This window comes from Aphanothece stagnina RSMan2012, assembly GCF_046764815.1.
Taxonomy (GTDB): Bacteria; Cyanobacteriota; Cyanobacteriia; order PCC-6307; family Cyanobiaceae; genus NIES-981.
The window spans coordinates 17277-34788 of the sequence record NZ_JBKOUC010000008.1 but is presented as its reverse complement, the minus strand read 5'-3'; the positions used below and the strand labels follow the sequence as shown (position 1 = coordinate 34788).

General features: G+C 61.5%; 15 protein-coding genes and 1 pseudogene. 12 read left to right on the top strand and 4 right to left on the bottom strand.

The genetic code is table 11. The features are described 5' to 3' along the window. Window positions 1–151: 151 nt before the first annotated feature. The 7 genes from ACLNEE_RS06905 to hpnI all read left to right on the top strand — a co-directional run bounded on the left by ACLNEE_RS06905 (window position 152) and on the right by hpnI (window position 9500). On the top strand, window positions 152–2770 hold the full coding sequence (locus tag ACLNEE_RS06905) for an efflux RND transporter permease subunit (RefSeq protein WP_411424076.1): 2619 nt from the start codon (window positions 152–154) through the stop codon (window positions 2768–2770). A 3-nt stretch (window positions 2771–2773) separates the two neighbouring features. After that, window positions 2774–3811 carry a hopanoid-associated sugar epimerase gene (gene hpnA / locus ACLNEE_RS06900; RefSeq protein WP_412006927.1) on the top strand — a complete coding sequence of 346 codons (1038 nt, stop codon included), beginning with the start codon at window positions 2774–2776 and terminating at the stop codon, window positions 3809–3811. Window positions 3812–3975: 164 nt separating this feature from the next. Next, on the top strand, window positions 3976–4998 hold the full coding sequence (gene hpnH, locus ACLNEE_RS06895; RefSeq protein WP_411423626.1) for an adenosyl-hopene transferase HpnH: 1023 nt from the start codon (window positions 3976–3978) through the stop codon (window positions 4996–4998). A gap of 78 nt (window positions 4999–5076) precedes the next feature. Then, on the top strand, window positions 5077–5910 hold the full coding sequence (locus ACLNEE_RS06890; protein ID WP_411423625.1) for a squalene/phytoene synthase family protein: 834 nt from the start codon (window positions 5077–5079) through the stop codon (window positions 5908–5910). 6 nt (window positions 5911–5916) lie between these two features. After that, entirely contained in the window at window positions 5917–7371 is a 1455-nt protein-coding gene (gene hpnJ, locus ACLNEE_RS06885) for a hopanoid biosynthesis associated radical SAM protein HpnJ (RefSeq protein WP_411423624.1), read from the top strand. A 71-nt stretch (window positions 7372–7442) separates the two neighbouring features. Beyond that, window positions 7443–8282: a hopanoid biosynthesis-associated protein HpnK gene (gene hpnK, locus ACLNEE_RS06880; protein WP_411423623.1), complete on the top strand. Its 840-nt coding sequence runs from the start codon at window positions 7443–7445 to the stop codon at window positions 8280–8282. Further along, window positions 8283–9500 (top strand): bacteriohopanetetrol glucosamine biosynthesis glycosyltransferase HpnI, encoded by a 1218-nt coding sequence (gene hpnI, locus ACLNEE_RS06875; RefSeq protein WP_411423622.1) that lies wholly within the window; start codon window positions 8283–8285, stop codon window positions 9498–9500. On the opposite strand, the gene ACLNEE_RS06870 is transcribed toward hpnI, so the two are convergent. Continuing rightward, complete coding sequence (locus tag ACLNEE_RS06870) at window positions 9481–11148, bottom strand: cyclic peptide export ABC transporter (RefSeq protein WP_411423621.1); 1668 nt, start codon at window positions 11146–11148, stop codon at window positions 9481–9483. The two genes, hpnI and ACLNEE_RS06870, sit on opposite strands and share 20 nt — an antisense overlap. 437 nt (window positions 11149–11585) lie before the next feature. Between ACLNEE_RS06870 and ACLNEE_RS06865 the strand changes: the two genes are divergently transcribed. The 3 genes and pseudogenes from ACLNEE_RS06865 (at window position 11586) to ACLNEE_RS06855 (ending at window position 12759) form a co-directional block, all read left to right on the top strand. Continuing rightward, window positions 11586–12014 carry a hypothetical protein gene (locus ACLNEE_RS06865; protein ID WP_411423620.1) on the top strand — a complete coding sequence of 143 codons (429 nt, stop codon included), beginning with the start codon at window positions 11586–11588 and terminating at the stop codon, window positions 12012–12014. Between the two features lie 134 nt (window positions 12015–12148). Further along, window positions 12149–12441: pseudogene (locus ACLNEE_RS06860) on the top strand (type II toxin-antitoxin system RelE/ParE family toxin). Between the two features lie 9 nt (window positions 12442–12450). Continuing rightward, window positions 12451–12759, top strand: a complete 309-nt coding sequence (locus ACLNEE_RS06855) for an addiction module antidote protein (RefSeq protein WP_411423619.1) — start codon at window positions 12451–12453, stop codon at window positions 12757–12759. Window positions 12760–13270: 511 nt separating this feature from the next. On the opposite strand, the gene ACLNEE_RS06850 is transcribed toward ACLNEE_RS06855, so the two are convergent. Beyond that, window positions 13271–13456, bottom strand: a complete 186-nt coding sequence (locus tag ACLNEE_RS06850; RefSeq protein ID WP_411423618.1) for a hypothetical protein — start codon at window positions 13454–13456, stop codon at window positions 13271–13273. Between the two features lie 272 nt (window positions 13457–13728). On the opposite strand from ACLNEE_RS06850, the gene ACLNEE_RS06845 reads away from it, so the two are divergent. Together ACLNEE_RS06845 and ACLNEE_RS06840 are read left to right on the top strand one after the other, a co-directional pair. Continuing rightward, window positions 13729–14022: a type II toxin-antitoxin system RelE/ParE family toxin gene (locus ACLNEE_RS06845; RefSeq protein WP_411423617.1), complete on the top strand. Its 294-nt coding sequence runs from the start codon at window positions 13729–13731 to the stop codon at window positions 14020–14022. A gap of 13 nt (window positions 14023–14035) precedes the next feature. Next, the gene (locus ACLNEE_RS06840; protein WP_411423616.1) at window positions 14036–14242 is read left to right on the top strand and encodes an addiction module antidote protein; all 207 of its coding nucleotides are present in this window, start codon (window positions 14036–14038) and stop codon (window positions 14240–14242) included. Between the two features lie 291 nt (window positions 14243–14533). Here the strand turns inward: ACLNEE_RS06840 and argS are convergent, their stop codons facing one another. Continuing rightward, window positions 14534–16348, bottom strand: a complete 1815-nt coding sequence (argS, locus tag ACLNEE_RS06835) for an arginine--tRNA ligase (RefSeq protein WP_411423615.1) — start codon at window positions 16346–16348, stop codon at window positions 14534–14536. 182 nt (window positions 16349–16530) lie between these two features. Then, window positions 16531–16932 carry a hypothetical protein gene (locus ACLNEE_RS06830; protein WP_411423614.1) on the bottom strand — a complete coding sequence of 134 codons (402 nt, stop codon included), beginning with the start codon at window positions 16930–16932 and terminating at the stop codon, window positions 16531–16533. Between the last annotated feature and the right edge of the window lie 580 nt (window positions 16933–17512).

Here is a 17512-nt window from a genome sequence, read left to right as displayed (position 1 = left end):
CGCTAGTGACACCTGTGCCTGTGCACAGGGGAAGGCGGCGCACGGAAACAAATGAGGGCGCAGAATGGGTTTAAGATCACGCCTCCATGGAGATCAGGCAAGCGTGGCCAGTGTGCAATCTCCGGGCGAGACAACATCAGTCCGCCAGAGGTTGAACATCTCACGCCTGGCGATCAGGTATCCGCGGATCACGATCGGCTTCTGGATTGCCGTCGTCATCGCCGGCCTGGTGGCCTTCGGCTCACTGCGCTATGCCCTGTTCCCGGACATCACCTTTCCCGTGGTGGTGGTACATGCCACGGTCCAACCCACACCATCAACCCTGGCCACGGAAACCGCTCTCACCATCCCGATTGAAGCGAAGCTACGGAATCTTGCGGATCTCGATGATGTGACCTCCACCACCTCAGCTGGACGGGTGACGGCAAGAGTCTCCTTCCAGGTGGGCAAGAGCCTGGAGGAGGCCACCCAGGAAACCCTGGCGGCCCTGGGGTCCGCCGGCCTGCCTGAGAACACGATCCTGGACACGGTGCCGCTGAACCTGAATGAATCGGCAGCAGTCAGCTATGTGATCCAGAGCTCCACGCGACCACCCTCGCAACTCGTCAGCCTGGTCGAGAAGCAGATCACACCGATGATCCAGGAGGTGAACGGTGTCCTCAGAGTCCGACAGATCGGAGCTCTGGAGCGGAGCATGGCGACCTCGGACGCCATCGCGGATGGGGCCTCCGCCCCGATGCTGGCGCGATGGGATGGAAGGAACGCGCTCGCCCTCGAAGTGGTGAAGACGGGTGACGCCAACACACTCGAGCTGGTTCAGCGTCTTGACCTTGTGATGGAGAAGGCCCGTCGCACAATTCCCGACATCGAGATCATTCAGGCCGCGACCCAGGCCAACTACATCAGGGAGGCGAATCTGGCCACGCTGGAATCGATCGCCATAGCCGTGGCACTATCGGTCATTGTCATCTACCCGTTTCTCTGGAACTGGAAGGCCACCCTCATTGCCGCCCTGGCGATTCCAACATCACTGTTCGGAACGTTCATCGTGATGGCCGTCAGTGGCTTCGACCTCGAGACGATCACCCTGCTGGCCATTGCTCTGGTTGTAGGCATCATCGTCGACGACGCCATTGTGGATGTGGAGAACATCTCGCGTCATCTCGACCTTGGGAAGTCGCCGCGCGAGGCGGCAATCACCGCCACCGATGAAGTGAGCCTCACGGTGACGTCGTCCACGCTCACGATCGCCGCCGTCTTCCTGCCGGTCGGCCTGATGGGCGGGGTGGTGGGCCAGTTCTTCCGCCCCTTCGGTCTCACCGTTTCGGCAGCGGTTCTGATTTCACTCCTGGTGGCCCGCACCCTGTCGCCCGTGCTGGCGATGTACTGGCTGAGAAGCTCCCCCCAGCGCTCTGAAGGGCAGCCTTGGCAGGCCGTGCTGAACCGGTATCGAGCCGGGCTGCACTGGGCCTTGAGGCATCGAGGCCTGGTGGTGGCGTTGACCTTCTCCAGCCTGCTGCTGGGCGTGGCCCTGGTGGGCCAGGTGGACAAAGGCTTCATCCCAAGGCTGGATCGTGGTGAATTCATCGTGCGGTTCGCCTCCCAACCGCAGCCGTCAGCCTCGCCGCAGGCATCTGCGGATCCGTCGCCCAGCCAGGCTCAGGCGATGCAAGCCCAGCTTCTGGACACCCAGAAGGCTGCTGAAAGGATCGAAGCGCTGATCAGGAGCAACCCGGATGTCAAGGAGGTCTACACAACGGTCGGCAGTCGCTGGGGACAGACGGATACGGGGGAACTGCTGGTGCGGCTGAAACCGAAGCGTGAGAACTCCACCCTGGAGATTCAGGATGCCATTCGTACCAAGCTGGCAAGCCTCGACGCGGTGAAACTCAGCGTGGAGGACATTCCCTTCGTGGACACCGGCAGTGAGCAACCGATCCAGGTCAGGCTCTTCGGTGAGGACATCGCGACCCTGGAGCAGACGGCAACCGTCCTGGAACGACGCCTCAGCCGTCTGCCCGGCCTCGTGGATGTGTCCACGACCGCCAACACTCCCACAGCAGATGCCGCCGAGGCGGCGCAGGAACATCGCGATGGTCGGCGTGTTCGCTATGTGCGCGCCAACCTGTTGCCCGGCACGTCAGTGGAGCTGGCAACGTCTCAGATCCGCGCCGCCGCGAAGGGTTCACTCCCCAATGGCGTGACCATGGAGCTCGGCGGTGACTCGGCACGGATCCGGGAGATCCTTTCGAGTTTTGCGCTCACCCTGGGCCTGGGCATTGGCTGCATGCTGGCAGTGCTGGTGGTCCTCTACAGGAGCTGGAGCGATCCCCTGATCATCATGGTTTCATTGCCCCTTTCATTCTGTGGGGCCATGGTGTCGCTGCTGTTGACAGGCCAGGAGTTTGGCATGATCTCCGTGATCGGTGTGATTTTCCTGATGGGCCTCACGGACAAGAATGCCATCATCATGATCGACTACATCAATCAGCTCCGCGCGTGCGGGCAGGGGTCAACCGAGGCCATCATCAGCGGCGCCACCGTGCGGCTTCGGCCGATCCTGATGACCTCCGCGGCCACGGTTCTTGGGATGCTGCCGGTGGCGCTGGGGCTGGGAGCAGGTTCAGAACTGCGGGCACCGATGGCCATCGCCATCATTGGGGGTCTGATCACATCGACGCTGCTGAGTCTTATCGTGATTCCTGTGATGGTGAGCCTCCTGGATAGGTTCAAACGACGGGTCTCAGCAGAGGTCGTCTCCGTCAACTGAGCCATGGAATGTTCCACGGAATGGACCATGGTGCCTCGGAAGGTCTTCGTGACAGGGGGATCTGGTTTCATCGGCACCAATTTGATTCGTCTTCTCCTGGACCAGGGCTACCACGTGAAGGCACTGGTGCGCTCTGCGGCGGACAGTGAACACCTGGAGAGGCTTCAGCCCGGCAGCGGCACCATGGAAAGCGTGGAGGGCGACCTGAATGATCCTGAGAATTGGTCAGCGATGAAAGGATGTGATGCCCTCTTTCATGTAGCAGCGCACTACTCTCTCTGGCAATCGGATCGAGAACAGCTACGGCGCAGCAATGTTCTCGGCACACGCAACATTCTTGCAGCGGCCAGAAGGGCCGAAGTCAGCAGGGTCGTGTACACCAGCTCGGTGGCCGCCATCGGGGCGGGCAAAGAGGGGCAGACACTCAATGAAAGCCACCAGACGCCGGTGGATCAGTTGGTTGGGGAGTACAAGCAATCAAAATACTGGGCGGAGATGGAGGCAAGACAGGCCATTGATGCCGGCCAGGACATCGTGATCGTGAACCCCACCACCCCGATTGGGCCCTGGGACCGCAAGCCCACCCCCACCGGAGACATCATCCTTCGATTTCTGCGGGGCAACATGCCTTTCTACCTTGATACCGGCCTCAATATCATTGATGTGGATGACGTGTGCTGGGGACACCTGTTGGCCCTCACAAGGGGAAAGACCGGGCGCCGCTATATCCTTGGCCATCGGAATATGACGCTCAAGACCCTGCTCGACCTGCTGTCCAAGCACACTGGCATCGCCAGTCCATCGCGCCGTATCCCGTACTGGATTCCGCTGTTGACCGCGCGCGTGCAGGAAGACATTCTTGCAAAGTTTGGGGTCACGCCATCGATAGCGGTGGATGGTGTGCGCATGTCCAGGCAGTGGATGCACTACGACAGTTCCCGGGCTGTGCACGAACTGGGTCTGCCGCAGTCGGATCTGTCAGCGGCGGTCGAGAGAGCGATTGGATGGTTCAAACAGCATGGCTATGTTCAGAAGTCATGAATCGGGATCAGCCCACAGATCCCCAGGCTTCCACTGAACACCCAGCAGCGTGGAAGCGAGCCCAGAATTGGAATTCAGCAAATGGCCGCCCCAAGCAACGATGCTAAAATGTCCAGTGAAAGGCCTGCGACACCGTTGCAAGCACTGACCCATCGGTTCCTGTCATGGCGGTCCACCTAAAGCAGGCTCTTGAGGTCGGCAAATACTTGATGCTCCAGCGCATCAGCGGGCGAAAGCATTATCCGCTCGTACTGATGCTTGAACCGCTGTTCCGTTGCAACCTGGCCTGCACAGGATGCGGCAAGATTCAGCATCCTGCCGAGATCCTTCGACAGAATTTGAGCCCGGAACAGTGCTTTGCCGCCGTGGAGGAGTGTGGCGCCCCTGTTGTTTCCATACCCGGGGGAGAACCGCTTCTGCACCCGCAGATTGACGCCATTGTGGAGGGCTTGGTAGCTCGCAAGAAATTTGTCTACCTCTGCACCAATGGCCTGATGCTCGAGAAGAGCCTTCACAAGTTCAAACCATCGCCATACTTCACCCTCAGTGTTCATCTTGACGGCATGCAGGCCCTGCATGACCGCTGTGTGGACCGACAAGGAGTCTTTGAAACGGCCGTCTCCGCCATCAAGGCTGCCAAACAGAAAGGCTTCAGGGTCACCACCAATACCACCACGTTCAAGGGGACTGACCCGGCAGATATTCAGGCCCTCTTCGACTTTCTCGAAGAACTCGGCGTTGACGGCATGATGGTATCCCCTGGTTACAACTATGAGTGGGCCCCAGATCAAGACCACTTTCTCGCCAGAGAACAAACCAAGCAACTGTTCAAGGCCATCCTGGCACCGTTCCGATCAGGCGAGAAGCACTGGAACTTCAATCACAACCCTCTCTTCCTCGACTTCCTGACGGGGGATAAAGACTACGAATGTACCCCTTGGGGCAGTCCGAGCTACAGCGTCCTGGGCTGGCAGAAGCCTTGCTACTTGCTCAACGAAGGCCATTATGAAACATTCCAGGAATTAATTGATTCTACTGATTGGGATCAGTACGGCCATGCCAGTGGCAATCCAAAGTGCGCCGACTGCATGGTCCATTGCGGCTACGAGCCCACAGCAGCTGTGGATGCCATGCAACCAGCCAATATGAAGCGGGCCTTGGGCAGCGTGCTTGGCCTCGCTCGCTGAGGGGCCACTGCTTCAAGGCCATCTCTCAATCCATGCCTTCAGCCGTTCCGTATCTCCCCCTCCTGAGCTGACCGTGTCATGACCCTGCGTTCCGAGGCCCTGGAGACACTGAAAGAGACCAGCCGCACCTTCTACATCCCGATCCGCCGCCTGCCGGACGGTCTGCTTGAGGCGGTGTGTGCAGCCTACCTCTGTCTGCGGGCCATCGATGAAATTGAAGATCACCCTGAGCTCGATAACGCGACCAAGGCCCTGCTGCTGCGTCGGATCAGCCTCAACGTCCAGGCGGGAGTCGATGAACACAGCGCCGCATCCTTTGGCCAAGGTCTCGAACAGCATGACGCGGAACTTCCTGAGGTTTCCCTCAGGATTGGCGAGTGGGCTTCGCTGGCTCCGCCCTCCATCGCCCCCCGAATCTGGGACTCCACGGCTGCCATGGCCGATCGCATGGCCCACTGGGCAGAATGCAACTGGAGGATCGAAACCGAATCCGAGCTGAATCAATACACCTTCAGCGTGGCGGGCTCCGTGGGTCTGCTGCTTTCCGATCTTTGGGGATGGCATGACGGAACCCAGACTGACCGCTCTCTGGCGATCGGGTTCGGGCGGGGACTCCAGGCCGTGAATATTCTCCGGAATCAACATGACGACATCAGCCGTGGTGCGAACTTCTTTCCCCATGGCTGGGACCGAAGCCTCATGAATGCCTACGCCAATCGTAATCTTTCTCTGGCTGATGCCTACACACGCCAGCTTCCCACTGGCCCTGTCCTGGATTTCTGCAAGATTCCACTGACTCTCGCCCACGGCACGCTTCAGGCGATGGCCCTCGGCGACCTCAAGCTAAGCCGAGCACGTGTGATGCAGCTGATCGAAGAGGTGATGGGTTCCAAAGCCCTGGACCAGGAGTAGCCCACCATGCTTCGCACCCTCTTTCTGAGTCCCCCATCCTTCAATGGCTTTGATGGTGGCGCCGGCGCCCGCTACCAAGCGAAACGGGAGATCACCTCGTTCTGGTATCCCACATGGTTGGCACAGCCTGCCGCGATGGTTCCTGGGAGCAGGCTTGTGGATGCTCCTCCGCACGACCTGAGTGTTGAGGATGTCCTGGCGATCGCCAAGGATTATGACCTGGTGATCATGCACACCAGCACACCATCGATCGCCAATGATGTTGCATGTGCGAAAGCGATCAAAGAACGACGACCCCATACCAGGATCGGCTTCATCGGAGCGCATGTGGCCGTTCTTCCAGACCAGACGCTCCGCGATCACCCTGTCATCGACTTCGTCTGTCGCCATGAATTTGATTACACTTGCCAGGAGCTCGCCCAGGCCTTGCCCTGGCAGCAGATTACTGGGCTGAGTTATCGCGACAGCTCTGGTGAGGTCATCCACAACCCCGATCGCGAGCTCATCCATGACTGGGACAGCATGCCCAGCGTGCTGCCAACCTATGGGCGCGATTTAGATATCCAGAAGTATTTTATCGGCTATCTCCTGCATCCCTACGTTTCCTTCTACACCGGCCGTGGCTGCCCAGCCAAGTGCAGCTTCTGCCTCTGGCCGCAGACGATCGGAGGGCACCAGTACCGAGCGAAGAGCCCTGAGGTTGTCGGCAGAGAGATGGAGGAAGCCAAAGCGATCTTTGGTGATCGTGTCCGCGAGTACATGTTCGATGATGACACCTTCACGATCGACAAGCAGCGGGCCATTGAGATCAGCAAGCACATGAAACGGCTGAAGCTCACCTGGAGTTGCAACGCACGAGCCAATCTCGACTACGACACCCTCAAAACCCTCAGGGACAATGGCCTTCGGCTTCTGCTGGTGGGTTTTGAATCGGGCAACCAGCAGATCCTCGACAACATCAACAAAGGGGTAAAGCTCGAGGTGGCGCGCAAGTTCATGGAAAACTGCAAACGCCTCGGGATCCTGGTTCATGGCACGTTCATCATCGGCCTGCCGATCGAAACGCCAGAAACCGTTGAAGAAACGATTCGCTTCGCCTGCGACATCAGCCCCCATACCATTCAGGTTTCCATCGCTGCACCCTATCCCGGTACCCAGCTCTATTCCGAGGCCCAGCAGAATGGCTGGTTCTCCGACGACTCACTCGTGGCCGAATCCGGCATCCAGACCTCCACATTGAGTTATCCATCCCTGTCTGGCACCCAGATCGAAGATTCGGTCGAACAGATGTATCGTCGCTTCTATTTCAGACCCAAGGCGATCCTTCCTATCGTTCGCGAGATGGTCACCGATCGCCAGATGCTGATCCGACGTCTACGGGAAGGCCGGGAATTCTTTGCCTACCTGCGGGAGCGACGCAACCAGCAGTCGGCTGCCCATCTGGCAGCGACAGCCCGCTGAGGGGGCCTCGCCTCGCGGTGCCGTTGCCCACAGCTGCAGCACATCCAGCCCGGCTCACAGTCGGTCGCAGGATGGTGATCAATGGGGATGACTTCGGTCATTCCCACGCCGTCAACCAGGCCATCATCCAGGCCCACACCAACGGCGTACTCACCAGTGCCAGCCTGATGGTGACTGGAGACGCCTTCGCCGAAGCCGTCGAGCTGGCCCGACAGCATCCCTCCCTCGGCGTTGGCCTCCACCTGGTGGTGGGCACGGGACGGGCCGTTCTGCCGCCGGCACACATCCCCCATCTGGTGGATGCCAACGGTCGGTTCCCGGATCAGCCCGTGCGGGTGGGTCTGCGCTATCAGTTCAGCCGGGCCGCTCGGCGTGAGCTGCTGCTGGAGATCCGGGCCCAGCTGCAGCGCTTCAAGGACACCGGTCTGCCGCTCACCCATGTGGATGGCCACCTGCACAACCATGTGCACCCGTATGTGCTGCAATGCCTGATCGCGCTCGCCGAGGAGTTCGGGATCCGGTTCATCCGCCTGCCTTTCGAGGAGCTCTCCGTACATCGCGCCACCGGCTCGCGCACCGGCCCTGGCGCCCTGCTGCTGTGGGGCATTTTCCGGCTCCTGCGTGCCCATGGTGTGACGCAGCTGTCGGCCCATGGAATCGGTTATGCCGATCGGGTCTATGGCTGGTTGCATTCCGGCCGGATCACTGAGGCCTATCTCAGCCGCCTGATTCCGCTGATCCGGGCCAACAGGGTGGAAATCTATGCCCATCCCAGCCTGGAGGAGGCGGGGGCATCGGCATCCGACAGTGGCGGAGATGGTCCGCTGGAGCTGCAGGCCCTCACCAGCCCCTCCATCCGACACCTGCTTGCATCCTGCCGTTTTCAGGGCGTCCGCTTCCCCGAGCTCTGAATGCTGGCCTCCGACGCCCTGCTGGAGAACCGCTCGTCCGTGCTGTTGGGGTTGGCCCTGGCCCCATCCCTGCTGATCACCGTGACGGCCATCGTCTACTACCTCCTGGCGCTCTCGGCCGCCGTTCGGTTCCTGCAGCCCGCACCCCCGCCCAACCGTCGGTTCGAGCCTCCGGTGACCATCGTGAAACCGCTGCACGGGGTGGAACCCAGCACAGATGAGGCCCTGTCGAGCTTCTGTGAGCTCACCTATCCCTGTCTGCAGATCATCTTCGCGGTGCGTTCGGCGGCGGATCCGGCTGTCGCCCTGGTGGAGCAGCTGATCCGGCGCTACCCCGAGCGGGATCTTGCCCTTGTGATCAGCGACCACCGCGATGGCACCACTCACGGTGGTGCCAATCACGGTGGTGCCAATCCCAAGGTGAACAACATGGCCCATGCCCTGGCGCAGGCCAAGCATTCGATCCTGGTGTTTGCCGACAGTGACATCTGGGTGGCACCGGATTATCTCCATCGGGTGGTGCAGCCACTGCAGGATCCAGGGGTAGGTCTGGTGACCACGATGTACCGCACCCGCCCCGCCACGTGGATCGCCGCCTTTGAAGCCTTGGCCACCTCCACCGAATTCTTTCCCTCCGTTCTGGTGGCGCGGCAACTCGAGGGCATGGCCTTCGCCTTCGGTGCCACGATCGTGATCCGCCGCCGGGTGCTGGATGGCTTCGGTGGGCTGCCGCTGGTGTCCCACTATCTGGCGGACGACTTCAAGCTGGGCCAGTGCACCGCCCGCTCCGGATTCCAGGTGGTGCTCTCCGAGCATGTGGTGGACCATGCCCTCCGCACGGCCAGCTTCAGAGAGATGCTGCAGCACCAGCTGCGCTGGGCGCGCGGCAACCGCTTCTCACGTCCCTGGGGAACGCTGGGGCTGGTGTTCACCTACGGAACCCTCTCCAGCTTTGTGGTGCTGCTGCTCGCAGGGGCGACATCACCAGCGGTGGCGTTGCTGCTGCTCACCTGGGGGCTCCGGTATGCGCTCGGATGGGTGGTGGGTGTTCGCCTGCTGCAGGACGCTGCTGCCATGCGGCTGCTCTGGTTGGCCCCCGTGCGTGATCTGGTGAGCGCCCTGGTGTGGCTGGTGAGCTGGTTCGGTGCCGACGTGACCTGGGGCGGCCGGCGGCTGATCCTCACCAGCGGCGGCCGGATCAGGGAATCTCGCTCATGAGTGCTGGCCCCCCGCCGTGGGGTGGCCTGCGGCTGGTGTCGCTGAGGATCCTGCCCTCCTCGAGCTTCACGAGGCGGTCAGCGCTGTCGAAGTAGCGGTCGTCATGGCTGATCACGATCACGGTTTTTCCCTTGCTCTGCAGGTCCGGCAGAATCTCCCGGTAAAACAGGTCCTTGAACAGTGGATCCTGGTCGGCCGCCCACTCATCAAACAGACAGATCGGCCGGTCTTCCAGGTAGGCGGTGAGCAGCGCCAGCCGCTTGCGCTGCCCCTGGGACAGCTCGAGGGTGGAGAGCCTGCCGTTCTCCACCCTCACCTTCTGCGTGAGCCGCAGCTTGTGCAGATAGTGGGCCGCCTGGCGGTCCAGCTGCCGATGCTCCAGTCCCAGCAATTGCTCAAAGAGGTGGAAGTCAGCGAACACGGCGGAGAAATGCTGTCGGTACCACTCACGGTTGGCGTCATCGATCAGGAGGCCATCGATGCGCACCTCTCCCCGCTCAGGCGCATACAGGCCGGTGATCAGCTTCGCCAGGGTGGACTTGCCACTGCCATTGCCTCCGATCAGGAACAGCACCTCCCCGCGTCTGATCGTCAGATCCAGCGGACCGAGGGTGAACGTGTCCTCATCCTCGCCGCTGCGGTAGGGGTACACCACGCCGTCGAGCCGAAGCACCCGCCAGGCCTCCTGCTGCGGCTCGCTGCCGGCCAAAGGTTCCGGGTGCAACGAAAGCGAGAGACCGAGGGCATTGATTTTCCTCAGGGCCACATTCGAGCGTGAGAGATAGGGAAGGTTGTTCACAATGTTGTCAACAGGCAACATCATGAAGGTGAAGGTGAGGATGTAGCTGGAGATCAGCTCGCGGCTGGATGCGACCAACTGAGGAAGGGCGAAGAGGATGATCCCCGCCGCCACAAAGAAGATCAGCTTGCCCACGCTCGATGACACGGCAAACCAGTTGAGCCCGCGGATGCTGAGATCCCTGAAGTGCTGCGCGGTGGGCTCCACCTGCTCGTCCAGAAACGCCATGCGCCTGCGCTGATGGAGCTTCAGCTCCTTGATGCCCTCGGTGGTGCTCCGGAAGTGGCGGAACAGGTGGTCCTCTTCGTCACGGGCGCGCATCAGCCAGCGCTCGCCCCATCGCACGAACCGGATGCAAGTGAATCCGGCAAGGCTGCAGAGCGCCACCATCAGCGCCAGGCCGGCCCAGGAGAGCCAGGTGATGTAGGCCAGGCAACCCACCGCGGTGGCCAGGTCGATGCAGACGAATGGGATGCGTTCGATCGCATCGGTGATGGCATGCACATCCTGGGTGAGGCTGGCCATCAGGCGTGGGCTGCCGAGTTGCTCCAGGCGACTCAGCTCAGAGTTCAGGATCTGGCGCACCAGCCTCACCCGGATCTGGTACACCGCCCCCTGGGAGAGACGCACCAGCACCAGCTGGGAGACGATGCTGGTGGCCAGGGCCACCAGGACCAGGCCGACAAAGCCAGCCACCAGCCAGCCACCGGCAGGCGACTCCTGTTGATGGAGGGAACGACTGATCAGGGCAATCAACCCTGCTGAGCTGACTCCACTCACCATGCCGGTGACGATGGCGATCGCCATGCGGCGCCCGGATGTGCGCAGCAGAAACCGGATCAGCTCCATCCCAGAACCAGCCGGTGCAGACGTTGCCCTGATGCAGCCCTGAACATGGCCATCCCGTTAGCAGGGCCAACCTAAACGTTCTGCTTCAGGGGCTCCCGAAGCGATCCCCTCAGCGAGGAGGCCGAGTCGAGACTCTCACATCTGGGGGCTACATCTGCGGCCACTCTGCTGAACCCTGGCCGCTGCCTCCAGACAGCTCAGCGACACCTGGATGAGGAGGTGCGTCACCCCAACCCCCAAAGCGTATGCAGACGAACAGGTGGATAGCGGATCCGCAAAAGAACCCGGGACAACATCGGCTTGCAGGCAAGAACAGAGTTGTAGCAGTGGCTCTAGCGCCAATTGCGCCGCACGGCCAGACTGCTTAGGCTGACCAGGAAACAGAGGGGACGTGGTTAGCGGATCCGCCTATACAGCGTTAGCCTAGTGGAGGCCAAATGGGGACATTCATCCGCGTCAACTCCTCAAAATTTCCGATTCTTCCTGGCGAGTCTGACGAACTTGTCAATGAAGGTATGTATGGCAAGGCACTCGCGGAGTATCTGGTCAGCAGGCTGCGGGAGTACGGGTACGACGCACCGTTTTGCTGCTGCGAGGATTGGGGTTGGTGGGTCGAGTTGGCAGGGTTCCCATGCACCTTCGGTGTATGCATCTACGGGCGAGAGTGTGATGATGGACACTTGGATCTGTACGTGACAGATGGAGCAGGTCAAGACCGCGTTTGGAGTTGGCGGAAATTTCGGTTCATCGACACTGGAGTCCGCGAAGCGGCAGTCAAGTTACATGGTGACCTCATAGCAATATTTAATGCCGATCCCGAGGTGCGGGTGCTGGCGACTGACTTGGATTCGCCGTTTGTTGACTGAAAGATGTTATGGGCCGATCGGCTAACAACCGGTTGCAGCGGACGATCCGCTGCGCGGTCCGCCGCTGAACCGGAGCGTTAGACAGGCCAAGCAGCGGGTTGCGCCCGTCGTATCCGGTGGGATACAGTGGGAGCATGCTCGAAATCCGGGAGACATCTGCCTATGCCGAATGGTTCTCTGCATTGCGTGATCGGACGGCCAAAGCTCGCATCGACATTCGGATCAGGCGTCTCTCCTTAGGCAATCCAGGCGATGTTCGGCCTGTAGGGGGGAGGGCGTATCAGAGCTACGAATCCACTACGGACCTGGCTATCGAATTTATTTTGCACAACAAGGAGAGACCATCGTCGTCCTCCTTGCAGGCGGGGACAAGGGCTCCCAAGACCAGGATATTCGCCTCGCCAAACATCTTGCACGAAATCTCTAGGAAGCTTCGATGACCAAAACAACCACTAGTGTCTGGGACCCAGCCACACACCTAACCACTGCCGATGATGTCGCGGCATATTTGGAGGCTGCGCTTCAAGATGGAGATCCTCAGGTTGTAGCCGCTGCCCTTGGAGATATTGCTAAAGCCAAAGGAATGACTCATGTCGCACGTGAGGCGGGTCTAGGCAGGGAGAGCCTGTACAAGTCCCTGTCCTCTGCGGGGAACCCAGAACTGGCAACCATATTGAAGGTTATCTCGGCACTGGGTTTGCAACTTCATGTCAGCGCAACTGACAAGGCGAAGATGGCTGTCTAACCAGCCCCTCGAGTGGACAGGCCACCAAGATGAATCAGCTGTGTCCCAATTATTCTTGCCTGCCACTCAGGGACAGCGTTCAAAAGATCTGGAAGTCGCCCTGGATGCCCTTCACCTGCCGAGTCCCGGGTGAGGCCAGCAGCTGAGAAACCTTTGCGTCTCGTGCTGAAGAGTTGGTTTTTGGACCCGCACTCCATGTCCACTACGGGGATACTGACATCACCCCCGGCCGCTGCGGGGGCCTTTTCTTCGGCTCGAGGTCAGCGCAACCCAAAGCCCAATCCCTGGCCCATCCAGCGGTACAGCAGGGCACCAGCGCCTGTCGCGGCTTCTCCTGCAGCGCGGACGTTCCACAGACGAATGCGGAACGTCCGCGCTCCGTCAACCCTGGTTAACGTCAGAGAGGCGTAGCGGATTAAGCCCTGCCAAGGGAGTGACCGCGGCTGCGACAACTTGTTGGGTGGCCTGCCTGCGAAGCGTGCTGTCCAGCACTGGACAGCACGCCCAAAGATCAATCGACCTTGACGACGTTTCCTTTACCGTCGACTTCGCAAGTGCCGCGCAGCGCTGAGCCGTCGGAGAATGGGCGCTGCCAATTGTAGATTAGTCCGTATTTCTTGATGTCCTTCAGTGTCATCTCTCCGGCGTCAATATTAGTGCGGGTTGTTGCGCTCAGGCTGACTTCAATATCGGCCATGGAAGTATTGGAACCCTGCGCCTGAACAATGGCGTTCTTGCAATTACGCCCCCACTTTTCGATGCGTGCTTCAATCTGTGCCTCCTGATTGGCACTGGCTGCTGGAATCTACGTTACAGCACAGGCTCCAAGTGCCACTGCAGACAGGAGAAGCAGCGCTGTTTTGGATTGTTTCATCATAAGTAGTTTACCGAACCTATGTTAGCACGCCGTCCATCAGCTGGTTCAATTACGCCCTGGAATGAGAGCCAGTTGCGAAAGCCTATCCACGTGTGTGGAGGTGGACAATCCCGCACGGTGCGTGCGCCCCCGGCCGCCCAAAGTCGATTGCCCACCTCAGAGGCCGGGGGAGGCTTCTGGCCAGGATCGAGCGCCTCATCGGCGGCAATCCTGGTGACGTCAAGCCCATCGGGGCAGACCTGTCGGCGTTGCGGATCCACGATGGCCCTGGATACAGGGTCTGTTTCCTGAAGAGGGAAAGCGCCCTGATCAACCTGTTGGCTGGCGAAGACAAGAGCTCCCAGGCGAAAGCCTTTGATGAGCCCTTTCTGTTGGATCCAACCTGACCGAGGAGACCAGATGAAAACGACAACCAGCCCGTATGCCGTTGCCGAGCATCTCCGAACACCGGAGGAGATGGGGGCCTACCTGGAAGCCTGCATCAAGGAGGCGGATGGAGATGCTGCCTTCATGGCCAAGGCCCTGGGCGACATGGCAAGGGCCCAGGGGATGACTCAGGTGGTCAGAGATTCCGGGCATTCCAGGGAGAGCCTCGACAAGGCATGATCTGGTGAGCGCAGCCCGAGCTTTGACACCATCCTGAAGGTCGTCACGGCCCTTGGGCTGAAGTTGAGCGCCCGTGGGAGAAACGAAGCGGAGGTGACCTGAGCTCAGCTGGCGGGGTGTAGGCCAGTCAAAGCTGCCTTTGGAGATACGACACCTTCACTCGTGCCCCTGGCCCGCCAGCTGCGGATGGCCAGGTAGCCGGGCCGACCCCGAGGATCGACAGCCCCATTCATCTCTGGGATGTCCTGAAGGTCCGCGGGCAACGAGGCCCTGCTGCGGCAGGGCTCCCGGTCACATCCGCTCCAGCGTGGGAATCCCCAGCAACCCCAGACCCAACCGCAGCGTGTCGGCCGTGAGCCGGCACAGCGCCAGCCGCCCGGGGCGGGCTTCCGGCTGCGCCTTCAGCACCGGCACCTGATCGTAGAAGCGGTTGAACACCTGGCTGAGTTCGAACAGGTAACTGCAGAGCCGGTTGGGCAGCAGCTCTTCCTCCACCTCGGCCACCACGGCGTCGAACTTGAGCAGCTCCCGCACCAGGGCCCACTCCTGCGGCTCGCTGAACTGCAGGCTGGACGCCTCCACAGAGCCCTCCAGATCACCCCCCTTGCGCGCGATGCCGGCGATCCGCACCACGGCATAGAGCAGATAGGGCGCCGTGTTGCCCTGCAGGGCCAGCATCCGATCGAAGCTGAACTGGTAGTTGGTGATCCGGTTCTGGCTGAGGTCCGCATACTTCACCGCCGCCAGGCCCACCGTGGTGGCCACCTGGGCGATGAAGGCCTCGTCTTCCTGGCGGCCCTCCTCCTCCAGCCGGCGGCGCAGATCGGCCTCGGCCCGCTCCACCGCCTCATCGAGCAGGTCCCGCAGCCGCACCGTGTCGCCGGCGCGGGTCTTGAGTTTCTTGCCGTCGTCCCCCTGCACCAGCCCGAAGGGCACGTGCTCCAGCCGCGCCCCCTGCGGCAGCCAGCCGGCCCGGCGGGCCACCTGGAACACGCCGGCGAAATGGCTGGCCTGGCCGGCATCGGTCACGTAGATCACGCGGCGCGCCCCATCCCCCTCCGGCGGCGGGGCAAAGCGGTAGCGGATCGCCGCCAGATCGGTGGTGGCGTAGTTGAAGCCGCCGTCGCGTTTCTGCACGATCACCGGCAGGGCCTGGCCGTCCTTGCCGCTCACCCCCTCGAGGAACACGCAGCGGGCGCCGGCATCGGTGACCAGCAGGCCGGCGGCCTCCAGATCGGCCACCACGCCTTCCAGGTAGGGGTTGTAGAAGGACTCGCCCCGCTCATTGAGGCGGATGTCGAGCCGGTCGTAGATCTTCTGGAATTCGCGGCGGCTCTGCTCGCACAGCAGCCCCCAGGCCTTCAGCGACACCGGATCGCCCCCCTGGAGCTTCACCACCTCCTCGCGGGAGGTGGCCTGGAAGGTCTCGTCGGCGTCGAAGCGGGCCTTCGCCTGGCGGTAGAAGGCCACCAGATCGCCCAGATCCACCGCATCGGCGGTGGTGAGGGCCTCGGGCGCCACCTGCTTGAGGTGGGTGATCAGCATGCCGAACTGGGTGCCCCAGTCGCCCACGTGGTTGAGGCGCAGCACCGGGTGGCCGCGGAACTCCAGCACCCGCGCCAGCGCGTCGCCGATGATCGTGGAGCGCAGGTGCCCCACGTGCATCTCCTTGGCGATGTTGGGGCTGGAGAAATCCACCACCACCGGCGCCGGCGCGCCACCGCCGGGCCCCTCTGAGCTGGGCACCCCCAGGCGCGGATCGCCCAGCCGCCCGGCCACCTCCGCCGCCAACCGCTCCGGCCGCAGGGTGAGGTTGATGAAGCCCGGCCCGGCGATCTGGGGCTCGCCGCAGAGGTCGGCGAAGGCCGGATCGGCCTTGAGCTGCTCCACGATCGCCGTGGCGATCGCCCGGGGCGGTTGTTTCAGGGGCCTGGCCAGCGGCAGGGCACCGTTGGCCTGGAAGTCGCCGAACTCCGGCTTGCTGGCCGGTGCCAGCTGGGGGTCCAGGGGGGTGCCCGCCTCCCGTGCCGAGGCGGCCGCCTCGGGGAACGCCCGCTCCAGGGCCGCCACGAGCTGGGCTTCAAGGGCTTGGGCGATACGCAGCATGGAAGGCGGCGGCGGCTCGTTGGCCGGGGCGAGGGAGCGGTCCGCCTCCGATCATCCCTCCCCAGCCTCGCGCTGCCCTGATGCATCAGCGGGGAAGGAACAAGGTGGAGCCTGCCTGCCCAGCGTCAGACCCGAAGGCGACGACCCAAGCCACGCCCAAAACCACAGGCCAGCCTGGGCGATCAGAAGATATTCACACTTCCGCCGTAATCCCTGAGAATCACGAGCAGATCCTTGCCAACATCAACACCTGAGGATCCTCGGTTGTAGTACAAAACCTTTGATTTTGGCCAACCTCCGCCCGCCTTCAAGGTGAACACACCGGCTTCGCCCACCCTCAGGTTTGCCGCGATGGAGCGGGAGAGAGAGTCACGGAAAGAGGCCGTGAACAGGCTGCCCCTGATCGTGGCTCCATTGCCGCCCGCCCCCCAGGATCCGGGCAGATCAATCCAATCGTTGGATCGGTAATTGATGATGCTATCGGCATCCCTGAACTTTGCTCCCCTCAATGAAGCCACAAACACATCAGCCTTGGACGTGGCCCGCAAAGCGTTCTGCCCTGGCGTGAAAAACTTCGTAGCCATTGGCACCCTCCCTCGCGAGATATGGTTGCCTTAAGGCTAGGCGCGAAGGGCCAATCCCCTTTCCCAAGGGGCTTGCCGACATCGTTTTGCAAACCTTCTTCATCGGAAATCCCAGGCCGGCGACCGGACCAGCGGCAAGCAGCAAAGCCCCCACGCCGTCCCCCTGCATCCCCAGCGCAGCAGCCGGAGCAAAACCCTGCCGCATCAAGGTCTTTTCTGCCTGCATCAGCAACCCGACAATTCACACGCCGATCGATTGAATCCCCGACAGATCGAAACAAGTTTGACAAACTAGGCCCTAATGAGTTAATATCAGAAAGCTTTCGCACGTCTGCTTACACAAACTGCCCGCAAACTTCGGATCCATTTCCCGGCCCAATTCCTGGCCAGGCATGAGGCTTTCAAGCTTTCGCCAGTAGTCCTCGGCTCTCAGCGCCCTTACCGGTTCGCGCTGCCCGCTCTCCGGTCGTTCCGGCACCAGCGTTGAGGATTCTCCTGGCCAGACGGCATCCAGCCGGGCGTGCAGATCCGCTGCAATCGGCGCAACCGGCGCAGCCGTTCCACCGATCTCTGAGGTCCT